This is a genomic window from Afifella aestuarii (genome assembly GCF_004023665.1).
GTDB classification, from domain to species: Bacteria; Pseudomonadota; Alphaproteobacteria; order Rhizobiales; family Afifellaceae; genus Afifella; species Afifella aestuarii.
On the sequence record NZ_SAUF01000002.1, the window covers coordinates 935,001 to 960,837 of the forward strand.

The window sequence follows — 25,837 nt, forward strand, 5'->3', positions numbered from 1 at the left end:
GCCCGATGTTTGTGATCTCCTGCCCCTATTGCGGCGCGCGCGACCAGTCCGAATTTTCCTATGGCGGCGAGGCCCATATCGCCCGGCCGGAATGGCGCGAGGATATGAGCGATGCCGAATGGGCCGACTTCGTCTTCATGCGATCGAACCCGAAAGGCGTTCTCGCCGAGCGCTGGGTGCATTCCGCCGGCTGCCGCCGCTTCTTCAACATGCTGAGGAACACCGCGACCGACGAGATCCTCGCCGTCTATAAGATCGGCGAGAGGGCTCCGGAGGTGCAGGCGAAGCTGCCCGCGACGCCGTGCGGCGAAGCGCCGATCGGCTCGGGCAATGATGCCGTCAAGGTGATGCAGCCGGGCGAGGCCGAGTGATGTCGAAGCAGCCGTTCCGCACGCCGCAGGGTGGTCTCGTCCAGCGTTCGCGCACCATCCGTTTCACCTATGACGGCATTTCCTATCACGGCCATCCGGGCGACACGCTCGCCTCGGCCTTGATCGCCAATGGCCGTCACATGGTGGCGCGGTCTTTCAAATATCACCGTCCGCGCGGCATCTACGCGGCAGGCTCCGCCGATCCGGCAGGCCTTGTCGCGATCGGCGTCGATTCCAAGCGCTTCGATCCCAACACACGCGCTGCCGAGCAGGAAATCTACGACGGTCTTGTGGCGAGCTCGCAGAATTGCTGGCCGTCTCTCGGTACGGATATCGGCGGCATCCTCGATCCGTTCTGGCGCTTCATGCCGGCGGGCTTCTACTACAAGACATTCAAGGGCCCTCCGGGCACCTGGACTGCGCTGTTCGAGCCGCTGATCCGCGCCTTCGCGGGCCTCGGGCGTGCGCCGGAGGCGGGCGATCCCGACCGCTACGAGACCGTCAACCGTCACTGCGACGTCGTCGTCGTGGGAGCCGGCCCTGCCGGCCTGATGGCAGCCCTTGCCGCCGGACGCTCCGGCGCGCGCGTCATCCTGGTCGAAGAGACGGACCGCCTCGGCGGCTCTATTCTGTCGCGTGATCCCGAGAAGCTGTCGCTCGGCGGCGTACAGCCGGCGCAATGGGTGGCCGACATCCAGAACGAGCTTGCCGCGCTGCCCGAGGTGACGATCCTCACCCGCACCAACGCCTTCGGCTATTACGGCAACAATTTCTTGGGTCTTTGGGAGAAGGTCTCCGACCATCTGCCGAAGGAGAAGCGCCTCGGCCATCTGCCGCGCCAGCGCCTGTGGCGGGTGCGGGCGAGGGAGGTGGTGCTGGCGACCGGCGCGCTGGAGCGCCCGCTCGTCTTTCACGAAAACGACCGTCCGGGCATCATGCTCGCAAGTGCGGCGCGCACTTTCCTGCACCGCTACGGCGTGCTTGCCGGCAAAAGGCCCGCGATCTTCACCAACAACGATACCGGCTGGGTGACGGCCTTCGATCTGGCCCGCAATGGTGCGGAGATCGCCGGCATCATCGATGTGCGCTCCGATCTCTCCGGCGAGCATATGGCAGAGGCGGCACGGCTCGGCATTCCGATCCATGCGAGCTCGACGGTGGTCGGCACCTCCGGCCGCCACCGCGTCAGTCAGGTCGAGGTGCGCCCGCTGCATCGCGACGGCAGCGTGGGCACGAGTTTCTCCCATATCGGGTGCGATCTTCTGGCGGTTGCGGGCGGCTATGCGCCGAACGCGGCGTTGTTTTCGCAGTCGCGCGGCAAGCTGCGCTACGATTCCGAACTCGCCGCCTTCCGTCCCGGCCGCTCCTGGCAGAAAGAGCGCTCGGCCGGCGCCTGCAACGGCACCTATGCGCTCACCGACGTGTTGGCCGAAGGCGCGCGCGCCGGTGTGGAAGCGGCGGCGCAGGCAGGCTTTGATTCCGGCGATGTGACGGTTCCGGACGTCGATGGCGTGGAACTCGGCCAGGGCCATTTGAAGGTGATGCCGGAGATGCCCTCGCATCTGCCGCCGCACCGCCGTCGTGCCTGGATCGATCTTCAGGACGACGTGACCACGAAAGATCTGCGGCTTGCTCTGCAAGAGGGCTATCAGGCGGTGGAGCATGCCAAGCGCTACACCACCACCGGCATGGGCAATGACCAGGGCAAGATCGCCAATCTGAACGCCTTCGCCTTCATCGCCAACGAGCGCGGCGAGGAACTGCCGGCCGTCGGCACGACGACGTTCCGCCAGCCCTATAAGCCGGTAACGTTTGCGGCGATCGCCGGTCAGCATGTCGGGCCCCATTTCGCCCCGCGGCGGACGACGCCGATGCATGGCTGGCATCGCCGTCGTGACGCGGTCTTCGAGCCCGTCGGCGATTGGCTGCGCCCGCGGGCCTATCCGCGCGAGGGCGAGGATTTCTTCCAGGCGGTGCAGCGCGAGGCCCGTGCGGCACGCACCGATTGCGGTGTTCTCGACGCCTCCACGCTCGGCAAGATCGACGTGAAGGGGCCGGATGCGCGCGAGTTTTTGAACCGCGTCTACACCAATTCCTGGTCGAAGCTTGCGCCCGGCCGCTGCCGCTATGGGCTGATGCTCGGCGAGGATGGCATGGTCGCCGATGATGGCGTGACCGCCTGCATCGCCGACGATCACTTCCACATGACGACGACGACGGGCGGCGCGGCTTCGGTTCTCGCCAAGCTCGAGGATTATCTGCAGACGGAATGGCCAGATCTGAAGGTCTTCCTCACCTCCGTCACCGAACAATGGGCCGTCGCCTCGATCTGCGGACCAAAATCCCCGGCGCTGATGGCCGAGCTTCTCGACGATTTCGATGCCGATCCCGAGCGCTTCAAGTTCATGGACTGGCGAGACGCGACCATGGGCGGCATTCCGGTGCGGGTTTTCCGCATCTCGTTCACCGGCGAGACGTCTTACGAGATCAATATTCCGGCGACCTATGGGCGCTGGATGTGGCGGCAGATCATCGAGAAGGGCGCCAGGCACGGCATCACGCCCTATGGCACGGAGGCGATGCATCTCCTGCGCGCCGAAAAGGGTTTTGTCATCGTCGGCCAGGACACCGACGGGACGGTCACGCCCGGCGATCTCAGAATGGATTGGATCGTCAAGAAGAACGGCGATTTCATTGGCCGCCGCTCGCTGTTTCGCTCCGATACGGTGCGGACGGATCGCCGCCAGCTCGTCGGCATTTTGACGGAAGACCCCGATCTCGTTCTGGAAGAAGGCGCCCATCTGATCGAGCGTCGCAACGAGCCCGAACCGCCCGTGCCGGTTCTGGGGCATGTCACGTCGAGCTATTACAGCCCCAATATCGGCCGTTCGATCGCGCTTGCGCTCGTCTCCGGGGGCGGCGGTCGGATCGGCGATCGGATTTTTGCCACGCGCGGCGGCGAGCCGACCGTGCCGGTGCGCGTGACGGAGATCGACTTCCTGGATTTGAAGGCAAAGGGCGCGCTGCCGCAAGCGGTGCGCCGGGAGGGCGGCCATGGCTGAGAATGCGACGAAGTCGTCTGAAGCTGCGGCGCCGCCTGAAGGCCTGACCCCGCCTGAGAGGCGCACGCCGCTGGCGCTGCGTCAGCCCGTGGAAGGGGCGCCCGGAACGCTGCGCCTGGCCGAAATGCCGTTTGCGGGGAAGTTCATTCTGCGGCTCGATCCGGCGAGCGGGGGAGAGGCGTTTCGCGAAGCCGCGGGTCTCGATCTGCCGGCCGCGCCATTGATGTCCGTCGTCAACGGCGAGCGGGTCGTCTTCTGGCTCGGACCCGACGAATTCCTGCTTCTGGTGCCAGAGGCGGAGGCTGCAGCCTTTGCCGAGGCGGTGGAAAAAGGCCTCGCGGGTCAGCACCACCAGCTCGTCGATGTCAGCGATTATTACACCGCGATCGAGATCTCTGGCCGCAAGGCGCGCGAAGCCTTGATGAAGCTGACGACGCTCGATCTGCATCCGTGCGGCTTTCCGGTCGGGCATGTCGCGGGCTCCAATTTCGCGCGCGCCCAGGGCTGGCTGTGGCTGGAGCACGGGGAGGAGGAGACCGCACGCTTCCGCCTTTATGTGCGCTGGTCGATGGCGGATTATCTGTGGTGCGTGCTCGCCGATGCCGGACGCGAATGGGGCGTGCCGGAACAAATCCCGGCAGCCGACGAAACCTTCCTCACCGAGAGCGTGCATTCAAAGAAAGCGTGAGCGCCTTCGGCGCCACAGCGTGATCGCGGCGGGGGGCAGGCGATGACACAGACGGCACATGCGAGCTTCTGGGACAAGATCGCCGAGCGCTATGCGGCGCGGCCGATCAAGGATCCGGAAGCTTATGAAGCGATGCTGGCCGACGCGTCCGGCCGGTTTGCGCCGACGGACCGCGTCTTGGAGATCGGCTGCGGCACGGGCGGAACGGCGATCCGCCTTGCGCCCTTCGTGGCGGAATGGATCGCGACCGATTTCTCTCCCGAGATGCTGCGCATCGCCAAGGCGAAGCCGGCGCCGGGCAATCTGCGCTTCGTTCTCGCCGATGCGCAAAGCGCTTTCGACGGTGGTCCGTTCGATGCGATCTGCGCCTTCCAGGTGCTGCATCTGGTCGATGACCTTGAAGGCACGCTGGCTGAGATCCACGCGCATCTGAAGCCCGGCGGGATGATGATCGCCAAAACCTGGTGTTTTGCTGATATGAGCCTGAAGCTGCGCGCCCTGTTCCTCGGGCTGCGAACCTTCGGGCTCTTTCCAAAGGCGAACGCGCTGACCAAAACGGCTCTGCGCGAGGCGATCCGCCAGGCGGGTTTCGAGATCGTCGACGAACGTGTCTTCGGCACGAACCCGCATGGTCCCTATATCGTCGCACGGAAAGGCTGAGACGACCTCGCCAAAGTCGTCGATGCGCAGGCAGGGCGGCTGGCGCGCCAGCCGCCTCCTCAACAATCCTCGTTCGAGATCGACATTTCGGCGACGAGATTTTCGTCTGCATCCAGATACCGGAAGCGCGTCACCCAGCCGAATTCGGCCACGACCGGATCCTGACACGTTGATGGCGTGACGCGCGGTTTCATCGTATTCGCGAGCCAGGCTTGGATGGACGCGGCATCGATGTCGGACGATGCGAACGAATATCGGTAGACGATCTCCTTTTGGCTGGCATCGAAATTCACCTCTTCCAGCGTCGTCATCTCATTCAATTGCTTGGGCAGGCGCTCGTTCTGGATGGCGACCCTCTCTTCGACGCGATCGGCGACCTGTGCCTGGAAAAGCATGCGCGAGGCCTCGTCCTGCAACGTGCGCAATCCGACGCTGATGACGACCGCGACGAGAGCGATGGCGATGCGCACGATGCGCCATGCCGGGACATAGGCCGGCCGTTCGGGAGCTTTCTTCGGGGAGGCAAAGATGAGCCAGAGATTGGCGATCGGCACGATCCCGAGAAGCGCGAAGCCGCGTGTCCGCCCCGCATCTTTTGCACGAAGCAGCGCGGCGTAGGCATAGGCGACGCCTGCCAGCGCAAACATGGCCGGCACGCTCCAGAAGGCGGCTTCCGGCGGATTGCCATCGAATATCCCGTAGATTTCGATCGTCAGAAGCGTCGCGCCGAACGTCAGCACGAGAGAAATCCCGGCCTGCCAGATCATGTAGATCATGATCGAGCCCTTATTCGACGTGATCGGCTCCTCATCGAGAGGGCCCGTCTTCTTGACGGTGTCGTAGGCGATAAAAACAAGAAAGCCGATGACCAGCGACGTGAGCAGCGTACCCACGCTCATAGCTTGCTCAGAACTCAAGATTGTCTCCAGATCGTGTCGGGATGTGTCGGCAGCGAGGTGCACCAGGCGAGCGAAGCGATCGAGCGCTGCCAGAGTGACAGCACCGCGCGAAATAAGTTGATTCTAAAGTGCGGGAAAGAGCAGCCCTTCATGCCGCGTGTCCGGACAGGCAAGACGGCTAAGAACGGTCCTGACGCAATCCTCCGAGATGCACCGAGCGACCGCGCAACGGGGCGATGCTGTTCGCTACTCTGCTGGTTGTTCTCACGTAGAAATTCTCAAGTGCCGCAGGGCGGCTTGCGACTTGCAGACGGCGCTGTGAATGAACTCATGAATACTTGAGGAATCTTGTCGCAGGGGCAAATAGCTGATGGCGGAAATGGACGTCGATCCGCCCTAATACGACCATGATCGCCCGTAAATCTCCGCTCGTCGCTTAAGCGGTAGGTCGGACCCCCCTCAACAGGGGCTAGTCGGGGTGGTCCTGGAGGAAGGCCAGTCAGCCATGAGTGCCATCGAGAAGATAAGTATCGCTCTTCCGCCACAGCTCGCTGTGATCTTGCAGCAAGCCGTTCGGGACGGTCTCTATGAATCGATGAACGATGTGGTACGCGAGGCTCTTCTGGAATGGCGTGAGCGCCGCGAAACGGCCGGCCCGACGCGACATGCGATTCCGCGCCGCGCCGAGGGTTGACGCGGGGGGCTGACGCTGAAGAGCGCTGACGCGCTCCCACGCTTCCAAGACAGTCGATTTCTTCGCCGGCGATGCGGCTCTGCCGCATCGTCACGGGACGCGTGTGTCCGGCTTCTGTGCCATGCGAGTTCTCTCGGCACGCGCGGGGCAGACGCAGAGGTGGCGGCTCAGCGCCGGCGCCCGCCGCGTCGGCGCGGACGTCCGTCTTCGCCTCCGCCGAGCACCTTGCGCGGCGGCAGCGTGACGGCTCCGGCAAGGTGGGGGAACGCCTCGACCTTGTTGGGGAACGCCATCGCCGCCACGAAATGCTCCTGGAAGCGCGGCTCCATCGCCGTCTCGATCTTTTCGATCCTTCTGACGACCTCCTCGATCTCGCGCCGGTAGGAGCGGTTGAGGAGCGCCATGCGCGCGCCCGTGCCGGCGGCGTTGCCGACACCCTTCACCTTGTCGATCGGGCAGTCGGGAATGAGGCCGATCACCATCGCGTAGGTCGGGTCAATATAGGAGCCGAAGGCGCCGGCGAGCTTGATCGCCTCGACCTGTTCGAGGCCGAGCTTGTCCATCAACAGGCGCACGCCGGCATAAAGCGCGGCCTTGGCGAGCTGGATGGCGCGGATGTCGGTCTGCAGGATTTTGATCTCCTGGCTTTTGGCGGCCTCGTCGCCCCGCCAGAGGAGATAAGAGAAGGTGCGGCCCGTCGGCTGAATTCGCTCCGACTTCGCCGCAAGACTGCCGTCGATGACGCCGTCTTCGTCGATGATGCCGGCGAGATACATCTCGCCCACGACCTCGATGATGCCGGAGCCGCAGATGCCGGTGACGCCGACATCGCGCGCGACCTTCTCAAAACCTTCCTCGTTCGACCATTCATCGCCGCCGATCACCTTGATCTTCGGCTCCAGCGTCTCGCGGTCGATCCTGACACGCTCGATCGCTCCCGGGGCGGCGCGCTGACCGCCCGAGATCTCCGCGCCTTCGAAGGCCGGTCCCGTCGGCGAGGAGGCGGCGACGAGTTTTTCCTTGTTGCCGAGCACGATCTCCGCATTGGTGCCGACATCGACGACGAGCGTCATTTCTTCGGCGCGATGCGGGCCTTCCGCGAGCGTCACCGCGGCGGCATCGGCGCCGACATGGCCGGCGATGCAGGGCAGCACGTAGACATGCGCGCCGTCGTTGATCGGCAGGCCGATCTCGCGCGCCTCCAAGGTGACCGCGTCGGAGACGGCAAGCGCGAACGGCGCGCCGCCGAGCTCCGTCGGATCGATGCCGAGGAAGAGGTGGTGCATGATCGGATTGCCGACGAAGACCGCTTCGAGAACGTCGTCGGCGGTGATGCCGGCCCCCTGGACGAGCTCGGCGATGAGAACGCCGATCGCGTCGCGCACCGCCTTGGTCATCTGCGCCCGGCCTTCCGGGTTCATCATCACATAGGAGACGCGGCTCATCAGATCCTCGCCGAAGCGGATCTGCGGGTTGGGCGCGCCGGCGGACGCCATCGTGCGGCCGGAGAGGAGAGAGGTGAGGTGGGCCGCGATCGTGGTCGAGCCGATGTCGACGGCAAGCCCGCAGCCGACATTGTGGAAGCCCGGGAAGATCGCCGTCACGATCGGTCCGCCGGCCTCCGCGCGTCCGTCGGTATAGACGGCGCAGGTGACCTTCCACTCGCCGGCGCGCAAGAGCTTCTGTATCTGCGGCAGGAGGCGCGAGGCGATGCGCGGCTTCTGAAAGCCCCATTCCTTCTCAAGCGCATGGAGGAGCCGGTCGGCATCGCCGAGCGGCTTTTCCATGTCGGGCTCCTCGACCTCGACATAACAAAGCTGGGTCGCCGGATCGCGATCGATCACCCGCGTTTCGGCACGCTTTCGGACGATCTGGCGGTTGATCTGCACGTCCTGCGGCACGTCGACGACGAGATCGCCTTCGACGAGCGCCTGACAGGAGAGGCGGCGGCCTTCGGTCAGCACGCGCTTTTCGGCGTAGCGGTTCTCCGCCTCAGTGACACCGGAGAGATGGTCGGCGGCGGAGGAGATGCCGTGCTTGGCGAAATGACCTTCCTGCGCCTCGATCTGGCAGCGGCCGCAGATACCGCGCCCGCCGCAGACGCTCTCGATATAGACGCCGAGCTGGCGCGCCGCATCGAGGACGGGCGTGCCTTTCGGAAAACGTCCGCGCCTTCCTGACGGCATGAACAGGACGAGGGGGTCTTTTTGAGGTTCGGTCACGTTTCAGGATCGATTGGGCTGGATTGAGAATACACGGTCGTGCGGCTTGCGCTGTGCTGCCCGCGGTTGGCAGGGCGGGATTCCCCTCCCCGCAAGGGGGAGGGGAGTTGCGCCGTGCCATCTTCAGCTCCCCGACCTGGCCCTTCTCGCTTCACGGCCGCCGCGGCGGCGGCCACCACCGCTGCCATCCGCTGGGGCGGGTGATGCGGCTGGCGTGCCGCCCGCGGCCGGCTGGTAGTCCTTGTAGGAGCGGATCCAGGTCATGCAGTCCTTGTCGGTGCCCATGAGGACGTTCGCCGCGCGCACCGCCTCCATCTCCTGCGGCCGGACCGGGTTCATGATCGCCGACGTCATGCCGGAAGCGATGGCCATCGGCAGGAAGGCGGCGTTGATGCCGTGGCGATGCGGCAGGCCGAAGGAGACATTGGAGGCGCCGCAGGTCGTGTTGACCTTGAGCTCCTCGCGCAGCCGCCTGACGAGCGCGAAGACCTGCAGTCCGGCCGTCCCCATGGCGCCGATCGGCATGACCAGGGGATCGACGACGATGTCTTCGGGCTTGATGCCGTAATCGGCGGCGCGTTCCACGATCTTCTTGGCGACGGCGAAGCGCACGTCCGGATCTTCAGAAATGCCGGTCTCGTCGTTGGAGATCGCCACCACCGGCACGTTGTATTTCTTGATGAGCGGCAGGATCGCTTCGAGCCGATCCTCTTCGCCCGTCACCGAATTGACGAGGGGGCGGCCTTCGGCCACTTCGAGCCCCGCCTCCAGGGCGGCCGGCACGGAGCTGTCGATCGAAATCGGCACGGAGACGAGCGACTGCACGATCTTCAGCGTTTCGACGAGAAGCGGCGGCTCGGTCTCGTTCGGGTCGACGGCGGTGACGCCGGCATTGACGTCGAGCATCGTGGCGCCGGCGGCGACCTGGGCGAGCGCGTCGGCTTTCACCGTCTCGAAATTGCCCTCCACCATCTCCGCCGCGAGCTTCTTGCGGCCCGTCGGGTTGATGCGCTCGCCGATGACGCAGAAGGGCTGGTCGAAGCCGATCGCGATCTCCTTTTTGGCCGAAGCGACGATGGTGCGTGTCATGCCTGCTCTTCCTTCACTGGTCCCGTTGCGGGGCCCGTTTTCGGGCGGTGTCGCCCCTCGTTTCGGGCTGGTCTGTAGCGGCAGGCGCCCGGCGCGTCAAAAGCGCGCCGCCTGCGCCGTGCGATCTCAGCGCTCGAAGCCTTCCTGATCGACGAGCGCTTTGAGGCGCTCGGGCGGATAATCGGCCTCGATCGACGCCGCTGAGGCATCCGCCTCCGCCTCGAGATCGTCGCCGCAGGGGGTCGGCTCGCCGCGGCGCCATTCCGCGAGATAGGCGTCGGAATCACGCGCGCCCACCTTCATGGCGCAGCGGTCGATCGCTTCCGTGAAGCGGATCGGCAATTCGCGCTTGGCGCTTTTCCGCCCCGCCTTGATGATCACCTGAGCCGGAATATCGCGCCATGACAGGATGATCCGCTGAGCCATTCGTTGTTCTCCTGGGTGATTGTTGCAGCGCCCCGGCCGCAAGCGAGCTTGGCCGCGACAAGTCGGCTCCGAATTGCGACTTTCTGCCGACTTGCGCAACATCGACGGGAAATTGCGGTGCTTCAGCCGGCGTCTGCCGGTGCCGCACCGAGGAAGCTTGCGAGATCGCCATAGCCGGTCACCCGCATCTCAAAGGCGAGATCGAGGCGGTTCGCCGCCTGGCGGGCTTTTTCTTCGAGCACGGGGTCCGGCCGCTGCGCCAGATAGACGAGGCGGCGGTAATGCCCGAAATAGGCGTCGCGCAGCTCCGGATGCCGGTCGAGGCCGAGCGGTTCGATAACGAAAGCCTCGAACTGACGGGCGAGAAAGTCGGTCAGGAAGAAGGCGTCCATATCGGCGTCGCCCTGGGCGGCGAAGCGGGCGTTGCCGGAATAGAACGCATAGCAATGCGGTCCGTCGATGCGTGAGACGCCTTCGGCCGCGCAGACCTCGTCTAGGCGCCCGCCCGTCCCGCAATCGCCATAGCCGATGAGGATGCGCTCAAAGCCTTGTGCGCGGGCCTTGCGGATCGCCTCTCGGACGGCTTCCGGGATCTTTTCCGGCCGGTTGTGCAGGATGGCAGGCAGGCAGGTGAGGCGGACATGGGCGAGGCCGTTCGCTTCGACGACATCGCCGATCTCGCGCGCCAGCGCACCGCAGGCGATGACGAGGAGATCGTCGGCTTTCGCCGCGCCCGGCTGCGGCGCTCGGCCGTCTGCGCGAATGTCGCTCATCGGGCTTTCTATAGAGCTCCTGAGCTCTGTCGGCAAAGTCTGCTGCTCTGTAGGCCTTGCTGTGCTACAAAGTGTATATACATGAAGCGTGGCGATATCATCTTTGAGTGGGATGAGGCGAAGCGAGAGAGAACGCGGCTCGACAGAGGCCTCGATTTTGCCGATGCGCCCCTCTTCTTCGATGGCCGGAAAATCGTCGTCATTCCGTCTCCGCGAGATGGAGAAGAGCGCTGGCGGACGATCGCGAAGATCGAAGGAGCCTATTACGCGTTGATTTGGATGTGGCGCGGCGACGTGCTCCGCGTGATTTCGATGAGGAGAGCCCATGCCGGAGAAGAAAGAGCGCATCGTACGATTCACGGCGAATGACCTGGAGGAGATGCGCAGCCGAGGCGAGGTCGGTTCGGATTGGAAACGGGCCGCCCGGCAGGGTGTGCCGGATGGAAGCGATCCGGACGACGCGCTTAATGCGGTGTCGCCGGACTGGGTCATGACCGAAGTGCCGTTGCCGCGCACGAAGACCCACGCCTCGATCAGGATCGATGCGGATGTCCTCGAATGGTTCAAGTCGCAAGGGCGTGGCTACCAGACGCGCATCAATGCGGTTCTGCGGCAATACTACGAGCACCATCGCGAGCCTTGAGGACGTGTGCGAGCCCGCATCGGAGCCGGAACCAATCGCGCTCAGGCGCCGTTGCACAAGAAAGCCGCCGGGGTGGCGGCCTCAGGGAGTTCAGTGATGAATCTTGTGCGTCGTGGTGTGTTTTTCGTGGTCCTTGCTTCGTTCGGCCTGAGCCTGGCCGCCTGCGAGCATACGGTGCGCGGTGTCGGGCGCGATGTTCAGGAAACCGGCAACGCCGTCGAAGACACGGTCCAGGGCAACCCGTAAGGAGTTTTCCGGCTGGTGCGACCGCCCCGAATGGGGCGGCCTGGCGGGCCGAGCAACCCCTTGAACGCAATGAGCGGCGCCCGGGCGCCGCTCTTTTTATGTAAGGATCGTCCCGCAGCTCAGGCTTTTGAACCGGAGCTGTCGGCCTGCACCTGCAAGCCTCAGCTGGCTGCGCTGGCCCGCTGATTGTGCCGGCGTTTGATGAGATCCGTGGCGGTCTCCACCGTTACGGCGGCATCGCGGCAATAGGCATCGGCGCCGATCGCGCGCCCGAATTCCTCGTTCAAAGGCGCACCGCCCACGAGAACGATGTAATCGTCGCGGATGCCTTTCTCCTTCAGCGTATCGATGACGACCTTCATATACGGCATCGTGGTCGTCAGAAGCGCTGACATGCCGATGATGTCCGGCTGATGTTCCTCGATCGCGGCGAGATAATTCTCGACGGGATTGTTGATGCCGATGTTGATCACCTCGAAGCCGGCGCCCTCCATCATCATCGCGACGAGGTTTTTGCCGATGTCGTGGATGTCGCCTTTGACGGTGCCGATCACCATCTTGCCGATCTTGGGCGCGCCGGTTTCGGCGAGCAGCGGGCGCAGGATCCCCATGCCCGCCTTCATGGCATTGGCGGAGAGAAGCACCTCCGGGACGAACAGGATCCCATCCCGGAAATCCTCGCCGACGATGCGCATGCCTTCCACGAGCGACTTGGTGAGGACGTCATAAGGTGCCCATCCCCGCTCCAGGAGAATGTTTACACCCTCTTCGATCTCTTCTTTGAGCCCGTCGTAAAGATCGTCGTGCATCTGCGCGACGAGATCCTCATCGCTGAGTTCGGACAGGACAATTTCCTCTTCGGCCACAGACAGGCTCCTTGCCAAGCGTTTGCACGTGGAAGCGTCTTCGCATCATGCGGACATTTAGAGCAAGCCAATGCTTTGATCACGACCTGAGATGATTTTGTCTGCGACCTGGAATTTTTCGAGTTTTCCCGCCGCGTCACACTCTGCCGCAGGCGGAAGACCATGCGGGCAAGCGGCGCTCTAGCCTTCGCTGACGATTTCCGCTGAGGCAGGAGCGCTGAGGATGGGCACGACCGACGAAACGGCCGGTGTGGACGAGCGTGGCGGACGGCGCCGCCGGGCAAGCGGCGGAGCGGAGGCGAGGCGGGCGAAACGGTCCGGCTCGCGCTCTCTCCAGATGCCCTTCATTCGCCGCATCCTCCCGGAGCAGACGGTTCTCGACGAAGAGGGCCTGGCGCTCATCGAACAAAACGCCGACACGGTGCTCGAAGAAATCGGCATCGAGTTCCGCGAAGATCCCGAAGCGCTCGAGATGTGGCGCGAGGCGGGGGCAGACGTCTCCGGCGAGCGCGTACGCTTTCCCAAGGGTCTGTGCCGCGAGCTTCTGAAGACGGCGCCTCAGACGTTTACGCAGCATGCTCGAAATCCCGAGCGTTCGGTCGAAATCGGTGGCAAGGCGACGGTGTTTGCGCCGGTCTATGGCCCGCCTTTCGTGCGCGATCTCGACAATGGTCGCCGCTACGGCACGATCGAGGATTTCCAGAACCTCGTGAAGCTCGCCTACCAGGCACCGGCGCTGCACCATTCCGGCGGCACGGTGTGCGAGCCGGTCGATATCCCGGTCAACAAGCGCCATCTCGATATGGTCTATGCCCATATCCGCTATTCCGACAAACCCTTCATGGGTTCCGTCACGGCGCCGGAACGGGCAGCCGATTCGGTCGCGATGGCGCGCATGGTCTTCGGGGAGGAGTTCGTCGACCAGAACTGCGTCCTGATCAACCTGATCAACGTCAATTCGCCGATGGTCTTCGATGCGACGATGCTGGGCGCGCTCAAGACCTATGCGCGGGCGAACCAGGGCACGATCGTGACGCCGTTCATCCTGGCTGGTGCGATGTCGCCGGTGACGGTGGCGGGCACGCTCACGCAGGTCCTCGCCGAGGTGCTCGCGGGTGCCGCCTTCACGCAACTTTGCCGTCCGGGCGCCCCCGTCATCATGGGCACCTTCGCCTCGTCGATCTCGATGCAGTCGGGCGCACCGACCTTCGGCACGCCGGAACCGACTTTGGTGCTTTACGGCGCGGCGCAGCTCGCCCGCCGCCTCAATCTGCCGTTCCGCTCCGGCGGCTCGCTCTGCGCCTCCAAGGTCTGCGACGCGCAGGCGGCCTATGAAAGCGCGCAAACCCTCACACCGACGGTGATGGCCGGCACGAATTTCGTGCTGCATGCGGCGGGCTGGCTCGAAGGCGGGCTCGTCTCGTCCTATGAGAAATTCGTCATGGATTGCGACCAGCTCGCCATGATGCAGCAGCTCTCGCGTGGCGTGGACCTTTCGGAAAACGGCCAGGCGATGGATGCCATCCGCGAGGTCGGACCGGGCAGCCATTATCTCGGCTGCGCCCATACCCAGGCGAATTTCGAGACCGCGTTCTACCGCTCGCCCGTCGCCGACAACAATTCCTTCGAGCAATGGCTGGCGGAAGGCTCAAAGACGGCCGAGGAACGCGCCAATGGGCTGTGGAAGAAGTGGCTCGCCGATTACGAGGCGCCGCCGCTCGATGAGGGCATCGACGAGGCTCTGAAGGAGTTTATCGAGACGACCAAGGCCTCGATGCCGGACGCTTTTAGCTGATAACACACAATATGTGTTGACACGCTTATCATGTGTTATTTAGGTCTGTCGCATGACAGACCTCGATCCCACACGCCTCAAAAACCTCCGCAAGGAGCTGGGGCTGACACAGGCGCAACTCGCGGAGCGCCTTTCCACCACGCAGCAGACGATCGCCCGCTGGGAAGGCGGGCGCGCGCATCCGAGCATCGCCGCATTGCGCGATCTTGCCGTGATTTTCGGCGTCTCCATCGATGATATTCTGGGCACCAATCCGCTCGGCACGAAGCCCGCCTCAAGCCATTATCATCTCCTGCAAAACGACAGCGACGGCTATCGGGGCAATCTCGGCATCCGGTTGTCGGGATCAGATACGAGCCGTTGGTACCCGCTGAGCGCTGCAAACACGGAGCGCGTGTATGAGGGCATCGGCGAGAGACGCTGGCTGACCCTCGCCACCCTCAACAACCGCGTGCTTCTCATCAATCAGCCGAACATCAAGGCGTTGAGCCTTTTGCCCGAGGAGGCGGACCCCCCGGAAAGTGATTGGGACGTCGCCTATCCCGAGGTCGAAGGCGTGCCGCTGGAGCTTTACCGGGCGCTTGCCGATGTCGCCGGATCTCCGGACGATGACCTGGGAGAGAGTTATTCGCCGGCGCTTATCGCGACCTGCCGCGACTTCATGAAGGAGATGAACATCGACGAAGAGAACGCCTACGGCTTCGTCTTCTCCACGCACGTCCATTTCACCGACGGCACGAGCCAGTCCGGCTATATCGAGGCGAACGAGGCCGCGCAGCTCTTCTTCGAAGCAGAAGAGGACATGCCCGCGACCCCGATCCTTTTACGCTTTGCCGAAAAAGGGCTCGATATGCTGCTGCCGGAAGAAGCCGTCGCCTTCATCGACATGCCGCTCATCGACGTCATCGACGCCATGAAGAAGATCAATGCCGCGAAGGCTGCTCAGACCGGCGCGTCGAAGGGCTGATAGATCGTCTTGAAGGCGGGCAGTGCCTCGAGCCGTTCCGCATGTGCTTTGAGCGCCGGATAGGTGGCCATGTCGACGAGACCCGGATGCGCCTCGCTCAAAAAGCGCAGGGCCGTCGCGACGAAAATGTCGGCATGGCCGATCGAAGAGCCGAGCCAGTAGGGCGCGTCGAGCCGCTTGCGGTCGGTCTCGAGCGCCGCGAGAACGCCCGAGATCTGGTTGCGACAGCGCTCCATCCAGATGTCGGATTTTTCCCCGTGCAGGCGCAATTCGTAGATGAGGCTGACGGCCTTGTCGGCGAGCCCTGAGGCGAGCGAGGCGATCTTGATCGCGCGGTGGCGCGCCGGCTCTTCGATCGGAAACATCGCCCGCTCCGCCCCGACGAGATTGTCGAGATAATCGAGGATGGCGTGGCTTTCGATGAGGACGTCGCCATTGTCGAGGACGAGGGTCGGCACCCGCATCAAGGGGTTGTACGCGCGGATCTTGTCGCCATCGCCGAAAACCGACCAGGGCCGGTGCTCGAACGGCATGTCGTAGAGCGTGAGCGCCACGCCGACGCGCCGCACGAAAGGGGAATCGTATTGGCCGATGAGGATCATGCTTGCCCCCTGAAAAGGTCAGGAATACGTACCTGCGCAGCGAGAGGGAGACAAGCTGGTGCTGAGCGAGATCGCAGCGAGGCTGGGACGCCACGGCCTCATCCTGCGTGGCGGGTTTCACCCTGACAAGGACGAGGTGGGGCTCGACGGCTGCGGCACGCTCCTCCTCGTCGGCAATGCCGGGCCGGCGATGTGGCAGGCCTTCGCGCCACATGCGGGGGAGGGCCCTGACCCGCTCGACCGCTGGACTGAGCACGTGGTGGAGCCCGTTGCGGAAGCTTTCGGCGGCAAGGCGCTCTACCCGTTCGATCGGCCGCATCGCCCGTTCCAGCGCTGGGCGGGGAGAGCGGAAGGGCTCGGGCCGTCGCCGCTCGGCATTCTGATCCATCCCGAATACGGGCTCTGGCACGCCTACCGCGCCGCTTTGCTCTTCGCCGAACGTCTCGATCTGCCGCCGCGTCCAGCTCCAGACATGCCGTGTGAGAGCTGCACCGAAAAGCCTTGTCTCACAACCTGTCCGGCCGGCGCCGTCAGCGAAGCGGCCTATGACGTGGCGGCCTGCGCCGCCGCCCATATCATGAGGCGCGAGGCCGATTGTCTCGCCGTCGGCTGCCACGCCCGCAACGCCTGTCCGGTCGGCGCCGCTTACCGCTATCAGCCGGCGGAGACGGCATTTCACATGCGGGCTTTTGCGCGCTTCCTGCCCCGCGCCGCAACGGCCTGAGGAGAGACGAGCGCCCGACGCCGGTTCGTCGCGGACCGATTTGTGCGGTTGCTCTGGTGCGGTTTCGCCTCGCCGAGGGAACACCGGGAGAGGGGAGCGGTTTTTGTCCGGTCAGGCCGCGGCGCGTGACGAAGCCCGCGCGAGAAAGATCGGATCCCCCTTGCCCGCTTCCCGAGAGCGCCTTCTTCTCCAGATTGTCGTTGCGATCCTGTCGCTGATTCCGCTTTCCGCCGGCGCAGCGGGCGTCGTCCTCGGACCCGGCTTCGTGCAGGCGTCGGCCCCCTGGTCGGTCGACCTCGACAGCCATCTGCGCTTTCTCTCCGGCGTCTTCTTCGGCGTCGGCCTCGCTTTTCTCTCCTGCGTCCCGGCGATTGAAAGGAAGGGAGAGCGCTTCCGACTTCTTTCCATGCTGATCGCTCTCGGCGGCCTCGCCCGGCTTCTCTCGCTGGTGCTTGCGGGCTCGCCTTCGCCCGGTCATGTCGGCGGGCTCGTCATGGAGCTCGCCGTGGTGCCGTGTCTCGTCATCTGGCAGAGGCGGGTGGCCCGCCTCAGATCCCGAACAGGATCTGCAGTGCAAAGATCACCCACATGAGGAGAAGGACGAAGAGGCCGAAGGCGAAGATGCGGAAGCGGGACCGCAGTTCGTTGGAGCCGGTGTGGATATAGGCGTGCAGGATGCGGCTCGCGACGAAGACGAAGCTCAGGATGACGAAGACGAAGCCCGCCTTGTTCGTCAGGACCGCCAGCGCCGTAAGGGCATAAAAGAGGACCGGCAGCTCGAACTGGTTGCGATAGCAATTCGCCGCCTGCAGAGCTTTCGTCGGCCAGTTCGGCTCGTTGAGGGCGATCTCGTCGGGACTGACCTCGCCGCGGCGGATCGCGGCAAACCGCACCCGGCCCATATGGAAGGCGAGGACGAAGGTGAGGCCGACCTGGATGAAGGTGGGCAAAAGAACGAGGAAGAGCGGCATTGAGGCTCCGGTTCAAAAGATGGGACAGCGTAAGGCGGGTGACGCGCAAGACCAAGGGGCGGGACTGCCCCTTGGCTTTTGAGATCGCGCACGAAGGGCGCGTCAGGCCTGCGCCGACAACGGCTCCGCCACGTCTTCGAGACCACGCTGCTCGGCCTTGACGCCGAAGACGATGGCGATTCCGGCCGCCACGAAGAGGAGGGCGGCGGCGAAGCAATAGCCGTAGAAGACGTCCATCGGGTTGCCGGTGCCGATCAAGGAGCCGAAAATCCAAGGCGCCAACACGCCGCCTGTGGCCGTCCCGATGGCGTAAAAGAGCGAAATCGCCATGGCGCGCATCTCCAGCGGAAAAACCTCGCTGACGGTGAGATAGGCCGAGCTTGCTGCCGGTGAGGCGAAGAAGAAGATCACCGTCCACATCGCCGTCTGGGTCGCTGCCGTCAGCGCGTCCTGGACGAAGAGGATGCCGGTGACGACGAGAAGCGTCGCGGCGATACCGTATGTGGCGGAGATCATCTGCCGCCGTCCGATCGTGTCGAAGAACGAGCCGAGCACGAGAACGCCGAGGAAATTGCCGATGGCGAAGGGCAGAAGGTACATGCCGGTATCGCTCGACGGGACCTCGTAGAAGCGCGTCAGGACCATCGCATAGGTGAAGAAGATGGCGTTGTAGAGAAACGCCTGCGACACCATCAGCGACAGGCCGAGGACGGAGCGTTTCGGGTAGGTCTTGAACATCGTCTTGAAGATGATGGCAAAGCCGAAGACCCGGCGCGGATGAATGGTGATCGCCTGATCCTTCGACGGCCGCTCCAGCTTTTTGCCGGTCTCTTTCTCGATTTCGTCCTCGATGCCTTTGACGACCTTTTCCGCCTGCTCTTCGTAGCCATGGGTGGCGAGCCAGCGGGGGCTTTCCGGCACATAGCGGCGCACCAGGAGAATGCAGAGGCCGAGAATTGCGCCGATGCCGAAGCCGACGCGCCAGCCGATATCGGTCGGCAGAATGTCCGGATCGAGAAGCACGAGGGTGGACAGCGAGCCGACGGCGGCGCCGAGCCAGTAGGAGCCGTTGATGAAAAGGTCGATCCGCCCGCGCACCCGCGCAGGAATGAGCTCGTCGATGGCGGAGTTGATCGCCGCATATTCGCCGCCGATGCCCGCGCCCGTCAGGAAGCGGAAGAGCGCGAAACTCCACCAGTTCCAGGAAAAGGCGGTGAGGAGCACGCCGACGAGATAGAGCGTCAGCGTGACGAAGAAGAGGACTTTTCGGCCGAAACGGTCGGTGAGATACCCGAAGACGATGGCCCCGACGACGCAGCCTGCCAGATAGAACGACGCGATCGCGCCGATCTGCGCGCTGGTGAAGTTGAGAGTTTCAGGTTCTTGCAGGACGCCGCTGATGGCGCCTTTGAGGGTGACTTCCAGGCCGTCGAGGATCCAGGTGATGCCAAGCGCGAAGACGATCAGCCAATGGAAGCGGCTCCATGGCAGGCGGTCGAGCCGCGCCGGGATCAAGGTTTCGATGGGGTCCGGTTTTTGGGTTTCCGCGTCGTCTCTCTGGGTATCCGCGTATCTGTCCGTCACGGCCTGTCACCTCCGTTCGATCGGAGATGCAAACCCCTGGTAGAGATCGGGGTTCCTCGTTTTGCGGCGCAAAAATGACAAAAGGCCGGCAAAAACGCGGTGCAGGGGGCTTTCAGACGCGGGCGAAGAGGCGCCTTGCGCGACCGAGGTGCGGAAAAATACCCGTCAGAGGGGAGTGAGGCGCGCGTGGCGGAAGGACATCAAAGCCATCCGCGGCGCTTGAAGTAGAGAAGCGGCAGACCGGCGGAGACGAGCATCAAAATGAGCGCGAACGGATAACCGAAGCTCCAGCCGAGCTCCGGCATGCCTTCGAAATTCATCCCGTAGATAGAGGCGACCAGCGTCGGCGGCACGAAGATGACGGCGACGACGGAAAAAATCTTGATGATCTGGTTCTGCTCCAGATTGATGAGGCCGAGCGTCGCGTCGAGCATGAAGCTGAGTTTGGTGGAGAGGAAACTCGCATGCTCGCTCAGGGATTGGGCGTCGCGCACCAGGATGCGGGTACGGTTCCTGGCTTCCTTGTCGGCCTTTTCCGCCTTGTCGCCCTTGGCACGCGGCGACAGCGTGTGGTGGTAGGTCAGAAGGCGCGACAGCGAGACGAGGCTTTCCCGCACCAACGACAGGAGATCGCCCTGCCGGCCGATCTCGCCCATGGTCGAGCGAAGATCGGCGGTCTTGCGGCTGACCTTCTTCACCTTGCTCTGAAAGACCCCGTGCGACATGGAATCGATGTCGTGGCCGATCAGCTCCAGAAGGTCGGCAAGCCAGTTCACCTGCGCTTCGAGGAGGCCGAGCATGATGGCCTCGGCCGTATCATAGCGTTCGCCCGTGCCCTTCTGAGCCTGTGCGAGGAAGGTGCGGAACTGACGCGGTTCGGCATAGCGCACGGTGACCAGATGGCCGTTGCGCAGAATGAAGGCGACAGGCGTCTTGGCCGGCTCGCCGCTCTGCACGCCGACGACCGTCGTGACAGTCATGAAGACGGCGCCTTCCTCCGCATAGAGGCGAGAGGACGGTTCGATCTCTTCGAGGTCGGCGACGGCCGGGATGTCGATGCCGATATAGTTTTCGACCGTTGCGGCCTCGGCCGCGGTCGGTTCCAGAAGATCGATCCAGAGAGGCGCGCGGGCGGTGTCTACGGAAGGCGGAGAGGTGAGGTCTGCGCCATCCACGGGCACGAGCCGGTCACCCTGGGTCTTGTAGATCTGCAGCATCCTGGCTCCTTCTGCGGACGGGGAAGGGAACGCCTAGCGCCCCGTTTCGATCCGCTCAAGAGCGTGGTGTGCCGGCCTTCCTTCCGCCGTTCTTGAACGGCGCCATGCCTTTGCGCGCAAGCGCATCGGCCCGCTCGTTCATCTCGTCGCCGGCATGGCCGCGCACCCAATGCCATTCGACATCGTGCTGCTTGATCGCAGCCGTCAGCGCCTGCCACAGGTCGACGTTCTTGACCGGCTTCTTGGCGGCTGTCTTCCAGCCGTTCTTCTGCCAGTTTTTCACCCAGCTTGTGATGCCCTGGCGCAGATATTCGCTGTCGGTGTGAAGCGCGATGCGCGAGGGCCGCTTGAGAGCGCCGAGCGCCTCCACCGCGGCGGTCAGCTCCATGCGATTGTTGGTGGTTTCGCCTTCGCCGCCGCAGAGCTCCTTTTCCACCCCGCGATATTGCAGGATGGCACCCCATCCGCCCGGTCCCGGATTGCCGGAACAGGCGCCGTCGGTGTGGATGACGATAGCGTCTTTATCGGTGTCTTTATCGCTCAAAGGTCGAAGCCGTATTCGCTGCTCGAGCGGACGCTGCGATGGAAGCGCAGCTTGCGCACGAATTCTCCCGGGTCCTTGCGCGTAACAAAGGCGCCGGGCGGTGTGGTGTTCCAGTCGTAGAGACGGGTGAGGAGAAAGCGCAACGCCCCGCCACGCGCCAGAATGGGCAGCGCCTCGCGCTCCTCCTGGGTCAGTGGCCGGCTCTTTTCGTAAGCCGACAAGAGCGCATGCGCCTTGGTGACGTTGAAGGTCGTCTCCGGCTCAAAGCACCAGGCATTGAGGCAGATGGCGAGGTCGTAGGCGAAGAAGTCGTTGCAGGCGAAATAGAAGTCGATGAGGCCGGACAGCGCGTCGCCGAGGAAGAAGACGTTGTCTGGGAAAAGATCGGCATGGATGACGCCGGACGGGAGATCTTTCGGCCAGTTGTTTTCCAGAAAATCGAGCTCGTCGGAGAGGAAGGCGTGCAGGCTCTCGTCGGGTTCGCTCGCCGCCTCGTAAGCGCGTTCATGCAGCGGCCGCCAGTCGGCGACGGTCAGCGCATTGGCGCGATGCATCGGAAAATCGCGGCCCGCCTCGTGCATCTGGGCGAGCGCCCGCCCGAGCTCGGCGCAATGAACGGTCTGCGGCCGGCGGACCCACATCCCGTCGAGGAATGAAAAGATCGCCGCGGGCCGTCCGCCGAGTTCGCGCAACGCCACCCCGTCGCGGCCCTTGAGCGGCGTCGGACAGACGATGCCGCGGGCCGCCAGATGTTCGAGGAGCGACAGGAAAAAGGGCAGATCCTCGGCTTTCACCCGCCGCTCATAGAGCGTCAGGATGTAGAAGCCGGCATCGGTGTGCAGAAGGTAATTCGAGTTCTCGACGCCCTCGGCGATGCCCTTGAAGGCGAGCAGCGTGCCGAGCTCGTAGTCTTTGAGGAACGCCTGAAGCTCGCCGTCCCCAATCTCCGTATAGACTGCCATCCGTGGCGTTTACGCTGCAGCCTGGTCGCGCAGGGCCCGCGGCAGCAGGAAGGTGATGTCTTCCTCCGCCGTCGTCACGAGCTCGATCTTGAGATCGAAGCGCTCGCGGAAGGCGGCGACGACTTCCTCAACCAGAACTTCCGGAGCCGAGGCGCCGGCCGTCAGTCCGACGCGGCTGATGCCGTCGAAATCGGCCCAGTCGATCTCCGCGGCGCGGTTGATCAGCATGGCCTTGGGGCAGCCCGAACGTTCGGCGACTTCGCGAAGGCGCCGGGAATTGGAGGAATTCGGTGCGCCCACGACGAGCATGCGTTCCACCGTCGGGGCGACGGCCTTCACCGCCTCCTGCCGGTTGGTGGTGGCGTAGCAGATGTCGCCCTTCTGCGGGCCGGCGATCGAGGGGAAGCGCTCCTTCAGGATCTCCACCATCTCGGCCGTATCGTCGATCGAGAGCGTCGTCTGGCTGATCCAGGAGAGGTTCTCCGGATCCTTCGGCGTGAAGGCGCGCGCGTCCTCCGGCGTCTCGATCAGGGTCACCGTACCGGGCTCGAGCTGGCCCATCGTGCCTTCGACCTCCGGGTGGCCGGCATGACCGATGAGCACGATCTCACGGCCGCGGCGCTCATGCAGGATCGCTTCCTTGTGCACCTTGGAAACGAGCGGGCAGGTGGCGTCGAGATAGAAGAGGTTTCGGGCGGTCGCCGCTTCCGGCACGCGTTTGGCGACGCCATGCGCGGAAAAAATCACCGGCTGCTCGGTCTCCGGAATCTCGTCGAGCTCTTCGACGAAGACGGCGCCCTTTTCCTTGAGCGTCTCCACGACGAAGCGGTTGTGCACGATCTCGTGGCGGACATAGACCGGAGCGCCGTAGCGCCTCAGCGCTTCTTCCACCACCTGGATGGCACGATCGACGCCGGCGCAGAAACCGCGCGGGGCGCAAAGATGAAGTGTGATCTGAGGTTTGGTCATGGGTCGTCCCGTTCAGGGCGAGGTAGGTCCGAGGGTGGGGTGAAGTCAAGCGTCGCCATTACCGCAGGCCCGATTGCATATCGTTTTCAGCCCTTTCGCCGCGCAGACGCGGGGCGGCAAACATGAGGAAAACCGCAACGAGCGCGATCGCGAGCCCATACCAGGTGAGCGCATATTGCAAATGGTCGTTGGGGAAAGACATGCGCGTTTCGCCTGCCTGAGGCAGGGCCGGCCCGTCGGGCGAGGCGAGAAGGTCGAGCGTCATCGGCGCGACCGGCCGGGCGAGGTCTTCGGCAGCCGAGATCGCGGCGATCGAACGGGAGAAGAAGAGATCCTCGCCAGGCTTGTTGTCGGGTGTGAGCCAGGTCGGCGGATCGTCGGGGCGGATGAGGCCCGAAATCTCGACGGAGCCCTCCGGCGGCGGCGCCCATTCCGCCCGATCCGGAACGAAGCCACGATTGACGAGAACCGTGCCCCCGGCATCGAGGGCAAACGGCGTCATGATCCAGGCGCCGGGGCCGGAGGCGGGTCCGCGCGCATCGCCGAGCGGCAGGCTCGTGAAGACGCGCACTTCCTTTTCCGGCAGGTAATGGCCCGACAACTCTATGCGGCGGTAATGCAGATCGGCGATGTCGCCGGTGAAGATCGCCTCCTCCGGCACGGGCGGCAGCGAGGGCCGCTCCGCCACCTGCGCGATCAGGTCTTCTTTCCAGGCGAGACGCCGGAGCTGCCAGTTGCCGAGCGAGACGAGGATGGCGACGGCGACGACCACAAGAACGCCGGGGACGAGGAGGCGGCGGAGGCTCCTCATTGGCCGCTGCGGTCGATTTCGCCTTCTTTCGCTTTGTTGGCGTATTGCAGCGCCACGGCCAGACCTTTCAGGGGCCTGAGCAGGACGAGGCAGAGAACGAGAACGATCGGCAGCCACAAAACGATGTGCACCCAGAAGGGCGGGGTATAGGCGAGCTCCACGATGACGGCGGCGCCCGCCACCAGAAAGCCGACGAACGTCATGGCGAAAAAGGCTGGCCCGTCGGCGGAATCGGCAAAGCCATAGCCGAGCCCACAGGCGGGACAGGCCTCTTTGAGCTTCAAGAAGCCGTCGAAGATGCTCGCCTGACCGCAGCGCGGGCAGCGCCCCCGAAGTCCGGCCGAAACCGGATCGGGGGATTTGGTCGGGATCGCCTCGGACGTCATGACATCAAAGGACGGTCCGGCGGACCATCCCTCCTTGCGTGTGAATTCAGTGCGTGACCGCGCCAGCCGTTCCCCACACATAGATGCAGGCGAAGAGGAAGAGCCAGACGACGTCGACGAAATGCCAGTACCACGCGGCCGCCTCGAAGCCGAAATGCTTCTCCGGCGTGAAGTCGCCGCGCATCGCCCGCCACAGGCAGACGGCGAGGAAGATGGTGCCGACGATGACATGGAAGCCGTGGAAGCCGGTCGCCATGAAGAAGGTGGCGCCGTAGATGTTGCCGCCGAAGGAGAAGGCGGCCTCGGAATATTCGTAGGCCTGCACGCAGGTGAAGAGGACGCCGAGGACGAGGGTGGCCGCGAGGCCCCATTTGAGCCCGCGCCGATCGTTCATGAGCAGCGAGTGATGCGCCCAGGTGACGGTCGTGCCCGACGTCAAAAGGATCAGCGTATTGAGAAGCGGCAGATGCCACGGGTCGAAGACTTCGATCCCCTCAGGCGGCCAGGTGCCGCCGGTCAGTTCCGCGCGCATCGGCTGAACGGCTTCACCGGCATAAAGGCTCGCATCGAAGAAGGCCCAGAACCAGGCGACGAAGAACATCACCTCCGAGGCGATGAACAGGATCATGCCGTAGCGCAGATGCAGGGAGACGACGCCGGTGTGATGGCCTTGATGGCTTTCCTTGATGACGTCGCCCCACCAGCCGATCATCGTGATCAGGACGCCGAGCAGCCCTGGAGCGATCCAGTAGACGCCCGCTCCTTTCATCGCGGCGATGGCGCCGAGTGCGAGTGCGAAAGCCGACACGGAGCCGACGAACGGCCACGGGCTGGGGTCCACCAGATGGTAGTCGTGGTTCTTGGCGTGGGCCTCTGCCATCGTTTCCTCTCTTGCAGGATCGCCGCTTCGGGCGCCCGATTGGTTACAGCTGTGCCGACGGGTTGTCGGCAGGCGCCTGCGCCACCGGCTCCGTCGGATTTTTCTCAGGGTAGAAGGTGTAGGACAGGGTGACGGTCGTGATCGGATCCATGTCCGTGTCTTTCACGAGCGCCGGGTCCAGGAAGAACTGCACGGGCATTTCTGCCTCTTCGCCGGGCTCCAGCCGCTGCTCGGTGAAGCAGAAGCAGGCGATCTTGTTGAAATAGGCGCCGGTCTGATCGGGGGCGACGTTGAAGGCCGCCGTGCCGACCGTGGTGCTGTCTGAGAGGTTCTTGGCGCGGTATTTGATGAAATAGGTCTCGCCGACCTTGGCGCGGATCGAAGCCTGCTCCGGCTTGAAGCTCCACGGCAGGCCGACGACGTTGGAATCGAAGCGCACCGTGATGACCCGGTCGACGATCTCTTGTGATCCGGCGCTGGCGCGCTGCGTGGTGCCGCCATAGCCGGTGACGGAGCAGAAGATGTAGTAGAGCGGTACGGCCGCATAGGCGGCGCCGACCATCCCCACTGCGACGCCGGCGAGAACGACGCCGACGAAGAGGTTGCCGCGTTTCTTCTTGTCAGCCATCAGCCGCCTCCTGCGAGGTTGGGTCCGATCCGAATGATGGTGATGGCGTAGAAGACGACCACGAGAGCCGCCAGAATGAGGCCGATGGCGACCGAACGGCGGCGCCGGCTGCGCTTCTGTTCTTCAGTGAGCTGGATGCGGTCTTCAGACATGGACAT

30 protein-coding genes are annotated in these 25,837 nt (G+C 64.1%); 12 read left to right on the forward strand and 18 right to left on the reverse strand.

From position 1 onward, the window contains the following. Nucleotides 1–5 precede the first annotated feature (5 nt). The 4 genes from EO094_RS12785 to EO094_RS12800 are packed head-to-tail and all read left to right on the forward strand — an operon-like array spanning nt 6 to nt 4,781. The gene (locus EO094_RS12785; RefSeq protein ID WP_128292645.1) at nt 6–371 is read left to right on the forward strand and encodes a sarcosine oxidase subunit delta; all 366 of its coding nucleotides are present in this window, start codon (nt 6–8) and stop codon (nt 369–371) included. Beyond that, on the forward strand, nt 371–3,433 hold the full coding sequence (locus EO094_RS12790; protein ID WP_128292646.1) for a sarcosine oxidase subunit alpha family protein: 3,063 nt from the start codon (nt 371–373) through the stop codon (nt 3,431–3,433). Before EO094_RS12785 ends, EO094_RS12790 begins: the two co-directional genes overlap by 1 nt. Continuing rightward, nucleotides 3,426–4,121 (forward strand): sarcosine oxidase subunit gamma, encoded by a 696-nt coding sequence (locus EO094_RS12795; protein WP_128292647.1) that lies wholly within the window; start codon nt 3,426–3,428, stop codon nt 4,119–4,121. Before EO094_RS12790 ends, EO094_RS12795 begins: the two co-directional genes overlap by 8 nt. A gap of 42 nt (nt 4,122–4,163) precedes the next feature. Beyond that, on the forward strand, nt 4,164–4,781 hold the full coding sequence (locus EO094_RS12800; protein WP_128292648.1) for a class I SAM-dependent methyltransferase: 618 nt from the start codon (nt 4,164–4,166) through the stop codon (nt 4,779–4,781). A 59-nt stretch (nt 4,782–4,840) separates the two neighbouring features. Here the strand turns inward: EO094_RS12800 and EO094_RS12805 are convergent, their stop codons facing one another. Further along, nucleotides 4,841–5,698: a hypothetical protein gene (locus EO094_RS12805; RefSeq protein WP_128292649.1), complete on the reverse strand. Its 858-nt coding sequence runs from the start codon at nt 5,696–5,698 to the stop codon at nt 4,841–4,843. Nucleotides 5,699–6,185: 487 nt separating this feature from the next. Here EO094_RS12805 and EO094_RS12810 point away from each other — a divergent pair, with 487 nt between their 5' ends. After that, nucleotides 6,186–6,374 carry a ribbon-helix-helix domain-containing protein gene (locus EO094_RS12810; RefSeq protein WP_092809560.1) on the forward strand — a complete coding sequence of 63 codons (189 nt, stop codon included), beginning with the start codon at nt 6,186–6,188 and terminating at the stop codon, nt 6,372–6,374. 167 nt (nt 6,375–6,541) lie between these two features. Here EO094_RS12810 and EO094_RS12815 read toward each other — a convergent pair whose 3' ends face one another. From EO094_RS12815 to EO094_RS12830, 4 genes are all read right to left on the reverse strand, one after another. After that, the gene (locus EO094_RS12815; protein WP_128293381.1) at nt 6,542–8,560 is read right to left on the reverse strand and encodes an ASKHA domain-containing protein; all 2,019 of its coding nucleotides are present in this window, start codon (nt 8,558–8,560) and stop codon (nt 6,542–6,544) included. Nucleotides 8,561–8,719: 159 nt separating this feature from the next. Continuing rightward, nucleotides 8,720–9,685, reverse strand: a complete 966-nt coding sequence (locus tag EO094_RS12820) for a methyltetrahydrofolate cobalamin methyltransferase (protein WP_128292650.1) — start codon at nt 9,683–9,685, stop codon at nt 8,720–8,722. 126 nt (nt 9,686–9,811) lie between these two features. Next, nucleotides 9,812–10,111 carry a virulence factor gene (locus tag EO094_RS12825; protein WP_128292651.1) on the reverse strand — a complete coding sequence of 100 codons (300 nt, stop codon included), beginning with the start codon at nt 10,109–10,111 and terminating at the stop codon, nt 9,812–9,814. A gap of 122 nt (nt 10,112–10,233) precedes the next feature. Then, nucleotides 10,234–10,884, reverse strand: coding sequence for a DUF1638 domain-containing protein (locus EO094_RS12830; RefSeq protein WP_128292652.1), 651 nt, complete (start codon nt 10,882–10,884; stop codon nt 10,234–10,236). An 81-nt stretch (nt 10,885–10,965) separates the two neighbouring features. Between EO094_RS12830 and EO094_RS12835 the strand changes: the two genes are divergently transcribed. From EO094_RS12835 to EO094_RS12845, 3 genes are all read left to right on the forward strand, one after another. Next, on the forward strand, nt 10,966–11,253 hold the full coding sequence (locus EO094_RS12835) for a BrnT family toxin (RefSeq protein ID WP_246008496.1): 288 nt from the start codon (nt 10,966–10,968) through the stop codon (nt 11,251–11,253). Further along, nucleotides 11,210–11,527, forward strand: a complete 318-nt coding sequence (locus EO094_RS12840) for a BrnA antitoxin family protein (RefSeq protein WP_246008497.1) — start codon at nt 11,210–11,212, stop codon at nt 11,525–11,527. Before EO094_RS12835 ends, EO094_RS12840 begins: the two co-directional genes overlap by 44 nt. 96 nt (nt 11,528–11,623) lie before the next feature. Then, on the forward strand, nt 11,624–11,773 hold the full coding sequence (locus tag EO094_RS12845; RefSeq protein WP_128292653.1) for an entericidin A/B family lipoprotein: 150 nt from the start codon (nt 11,624–11,626) through the stop codon (nt 11,771–11,773). Nucleotides 11,774–11,934: 161 nt separating this feature from the next. Here EO094_RS12845 and EO094_RS12850 read toward each other — a convergent pair whose 3' ends face one another. Then, entirely contained in the window at nt 11,935–12,639 is a 705-nt protein-coding gene (locus EO094_RS12850; protein WP_128292654.1) for a corrinoid protein, read from the reverse strand. A gap of 223 nt (nt 12,640–12,862) precedes the next feature. On the opposite strand from EO094_RS12850, the gene EO094_RS12855 reads away from it, so the two are divergent. After that, nucleotides 12,863–14,434 (forward strand): trimethylamine methyltransferase family protein, encoded by a 1,572-nt coding sequence (locus EO094_RS12855; RefSeq protein WP_128292655.1) that lies wholly within the window; start codon nt 12,863–12,865, stop codon nt 14,432–14,434. A 52-nt stretch (nt 14,435–14,486) separates the two neighbouring features. After that, nucleotides 14,487–15,401 (forward strand): helix-turn-helix transcriptional regulator, encoded by a 915-nt coding sequence (locus EO094_RS12860; protein WP_128292656.1) that lies wholly within the window; start codon nt 14,487–14,489, stop codon nt 15,399–15,401. Here EO094_RS12860 and EO094_RS12865 read toward each other — a convergent pair. Then, a complete protein-coding gene (locus tag EO094_RS12865; RefSeq protein WP_128292657.1) occupies nt 15,377–16,003 on the reverse strand; it encodes a glutathione S-transferase family protein in 627 nt (208 codons plus the stop codon). The two genes, EO094_RS12860 and EO094_RS12865, sit on opposite strands and share 25 nt — an antisense overlap. Nucleotides 16,004–16,061: 58 nt before the next feature. On the opposite strand from EO094_RS12865, the gene EO094_RS12870 reads away from it, so the two are divergent. After that, entirely contained in the window at nt 16,062–16,727 is a 666-nt protein-coding gene (locus EO094_RS12870; RefSeq protein ID WP_246008498.1) for a hypothetical protein, read from the forward strand. Between the two features lie 160 nt (nt 16,728–16,887). Then, entirely contained in the window at nt 16,888–17,319 is a 432-nt protein-coding gene (locus EO094_RS12875) for a DUF4345 domain-containing protein (protein ID WP_128292659.1), read from the forward strand. On the opposite strand, the gene EO094_RS12880 is transcribed toward EO094_RS12875, so the two are convergent. From EO094_RS12880 to EO094_RS18485, 11 genes are all read right to left on the reverse strand, one after another. After that, entirely contained in the window at nt 17,276–17,698 is a 423-nt protein-coding gene (locus EO094_RS12880; protein WP_128292660.1) for an MAPEG family protein, read from the reverse strand. The two genes, EO094_RS12875 and EO094_RS12880, sit on opposite strands and share 44 nt — an antisense overlap. Nucleotides 17,699–17,800: 102 nt before the next feature. Beyond that, nucleotides 17,801–19,282 carry an MFS transporter gene (locus tag EO094_RS12885; RefSeq protein ID WP_205649909.1) on the reverse strand — a complete coding sequence of 494 codons (1,482 nt, stop codon included), beginning with the start codon at nt 19,280–19,282 and terminating at the stop codon, nt 17,801–17,803. Nucleotides 19,283–19,482: 200 nt separating this feature from the next. Further along, nucleotides 19,483–20,499, reverse strand: a complete 1,017-nt coding sequence (locus EO094_RS12890; RefSeq protein WP_128292661.1) for a magnesium transporter CorA family protein — start codon at nt 20,497–20,499, stop codon at nt 19,483–19,485. Between the two features lie 55 nt (nt 20,500–20,554). After that, complete coding sequence (gene rnhA / locus EO094_RS12895) at nt 20,555–21,043, reverse strand: ribonuclease HI (RefSeq protein WP_205649910.1); 489 nt, start codon at nt 21,041–21,043, stop codon at nt 20,555–20,557. Then, on the reverse strand, nt 21,040–22,005 hold the full coding sequence (gene thrB, locus EO094_RS12900; protein WP_128292663.1) for a homoserine kinase: 966 nt from the start codon (nt 22,003–22,005) through the stop codon (nt 21,040–21,042). The genes rnhA and thrB overlap by 4 nt, the downstream gene beginning before the upstream one ends. 9 nt (nt 22,006–22,014) lie before the next feature. Then, a complete protein-coding gene (gene ispH / locus EO094_RS12905; protein ID WP_092809594.1) occupies nt 22,015–22,974 on the reverse strand; it encodes a 4-hydroxy-3-methylbut-2-enyl diphosphate reductase in 960 nt (319 codons plus the stop codon). A 58-nt stretch (nt 22,975–23,032) separates the two neighbouring features. Then, nucleotides 23,033–23,785 (reverse strand): SURF1 family protein, encoded by a 753-nt coding sequence (locus EO094_RS12910; protein WP_128292664.1) that lies wholly within the window; start codon nt 23,783–23,785, stop codon nt 23,033–23,035. Continuing rightward, on the reverse strand, nt 23,782–24,171 hold the full coding sequence (locus tag EO094_RS12915; protein ID WP_128292665.1) for a DUF983 domain-containing protein: 390 nt from the start codon (nt 24,169–24,171) through the stop codon (nt 23,782–23,784). Before EO094_RS12915 ends, EO094_RS12910 begins: the two co-directional genes overlap by 4 nt. Before the next feature lie 46 nt (nt 24,172–24,217). Continuing rightward, on the reverse strand, nt 24,218–25,051 hold the full coding sequence (locus EO094_RS12920; RefSeq protein ID WP_128292666.1) for a cytochrome c oxidase subunit 3: 834 nt from the start codon (nt 25,049–25,051) through the stop codon (nt 24,218–24,220). 43 nt (nt 25,052–25,094) lie between these two features. Then, nucleotides 25,095–25,679, reverse strand: coding sequence for a cytochrome c oxidase assembly protein (locus EO094_RS12925; protein ID WP_128292667.1), 585 nt, complete (start codon nt 25,677–25,679; stop codon nt 25,095–25,097). Continuing rightward, entirely contained in the window at nt 25,679–25,831 is a 153-nt protein-coding gene (locus EO094_RS18485; protein ID WP_164879595.1) for a hypothetical protein, read from the reverse strand. Before EO094_RS18485 ends, EO094_RS12925 begins: the two co-directional genes overlap by 1 nt. Nucleotides 25,832–25,837 lie beyond the last annotated feature (6 nt).

Bases quoted from the DNA above. Each gene is read 5' to 3' on its own strand.
- EO094_RS12815 (WP_128293381.1), bottom strand. From the start codon at position 8,560: ATGCCGTCAGGAAGGCGCGGACGTTTTCCGAAAGGCACGCCCGTCCTC.
- EO094_RS12880 (WP_128292660.1), bottom strand. From the start codon at position 17,698: ATGCCGCTCTTCCTCGTTCTTTTGCCCACCTTCATCCAGGTCGGCCTC.
- EO094_RS12830 (WP_128292652.1), bottom strand. From the start codon at position 10,884: ATGAGCGACATTCGCGCAGACGGCCGAGCGCCGCAGCCGGGCGCGGCG.
- EO094_RS12835 (WP_246008496.1), top strand. From the start codon at position 10,966: ATGAAGCGTGGCGATATCATCTTTGAGTGGGATGAGGCGAAGCGAGAG.
- EO094_RS12810 (WP_092809560.1), top strand. From the start codon at position 6,186: ATGAGTGCCATCGAGAAGATAAGTATCGCTCTTCCGCCACAGCTCGCT.
- EO094_RS12860 (WP_128292656.1), top strand. From the start codon at position 14,487: ATGACAGACCTCGATCCCACACGCCTCAAAAACCTCCGCAAGGAGCTG.
- EO094_RS12865 (WP_128292657.1), bottom strand. From the start codon at position 16,003: ATGATCCTCATCGGCCAATACGATTCCCCTTTCGTGCGGCGCGTCGGC.
- EO094_RS12845 (WP_128292653.1), top strand. From the start codon at position 11,624: ATGAATCTTGTGCGTCGTGGTGTGTTTTTCGTGGTCCTTGCTTCGTTC.
- EO094_RS12790 (WP_128292646.1), top strand. From the start codon at position 371: ATGTCGAAGCAGCCGTTCCGCACGCCGCAGGGTGGTCTCGTCCAGCGT.
- EO094_RS12915 (WP_128292665.1), bottom strand. From the start codon at position 24,171: ATGACGTCCGAGGCGATCCCGACCAAATCCCCCGATCCGGTTTCGGCC.
- EO094_RS12855 (WP_128292655.1), top strand. From the start codon at position 12,863: ATGGGCACGACCGACGAAACGGCCGGTGTGGACGAGCGTGGCGGACGG.
- EO094_RS12920 (WP_128292666.1), bottom strand. From the start codon at position 25,051: ATGGCAGAGGCCCACGCCAAGAACCACGACTACCATCTGGTGGACCCC.
- ispH (WP_092809594.1), bottom strand. From the start codon at position 22,974: ATGACCAAACCTCAGATCACACTTCATCTTTGCGCCCCGCGCGGTTTC.
- EO094_RS12800 (WP_128292648.1), top strand. From the start codon at position 4,164: ATGACACAGACGGCACATGCGAGCTTCTGGGACAAGATCGCCGAGCGC.
- EO094_RS12820 (WP_128292650.1), bottom strand. From the start codon at position 9,685: ATGACACGCACCATCGTCGCTTCGGCCAAAAAGGAGATCGCGATCGGC.
- EO094_RS12840 (WP_246008497.1), top strand. From the start codon at position 11,210: ATGCCGGAGAAGAAAGAGCGCATCGTACGATTCACGGCGAATGACCTG.
- EO094_RS12795 (WP_128292647.1), top strand. From the start codon at position 3,426: ATGGCTGAGAATGCGACGAAGTCGTCTGAAGCTGCGGCGCCGCCTGAA.
- EO094_RS12825 (WP_128292651.1), bottom strand. From the start codon at position 10,111: ATGGCTCAGCGGATCATCCTGTCATGGCGCGATATTCCGGCTCAGGTG.
- EO094_RS12785 (WP_128292645.1), top strand. From the start codon at position 6: ATGTTTGTGATCTCCTGCCCCTATTGCGGCGCGCGCGACCAGTCCGAA.
- EO094_RS12910 (WP_128292664.1), bottom strand. From the start codon at position 23,785: ATGAGGAGCCTCCGCCGCCTCCTCGTCCCCGGCGTTCTTGTGGTCGTC.
- EO094_RS12890 (WP_128292661.1), bottom strand. From the start codon at position 20,499: ATGCTGCAGATCTACAAGACCCAGGGTGACCGGCTCGTGCCCGTGGAT.
- EO094_RS18485 (WP_164879595.1), bottom strand. From the start codon at position 25,831: ATGTCTGAAGACCGCATCCAGCTCACTGAAGAACAGAAGCGCAGCCGG.
- thrB (WP_128292663.1), bottom strand. From the start codon at position 22,005: ATGGCAGTCTATACGGAGATTGGGGACGGCGAGCTTCAGGCGTTCCTC.
- EO094_RS12925 (WP_128292667.1), bottom strand. From the start codon at position 25,679: ATGGCTGACAAGAAGAAACGCGGCAACCTCTTCGTCGGCGTCGTTCTC.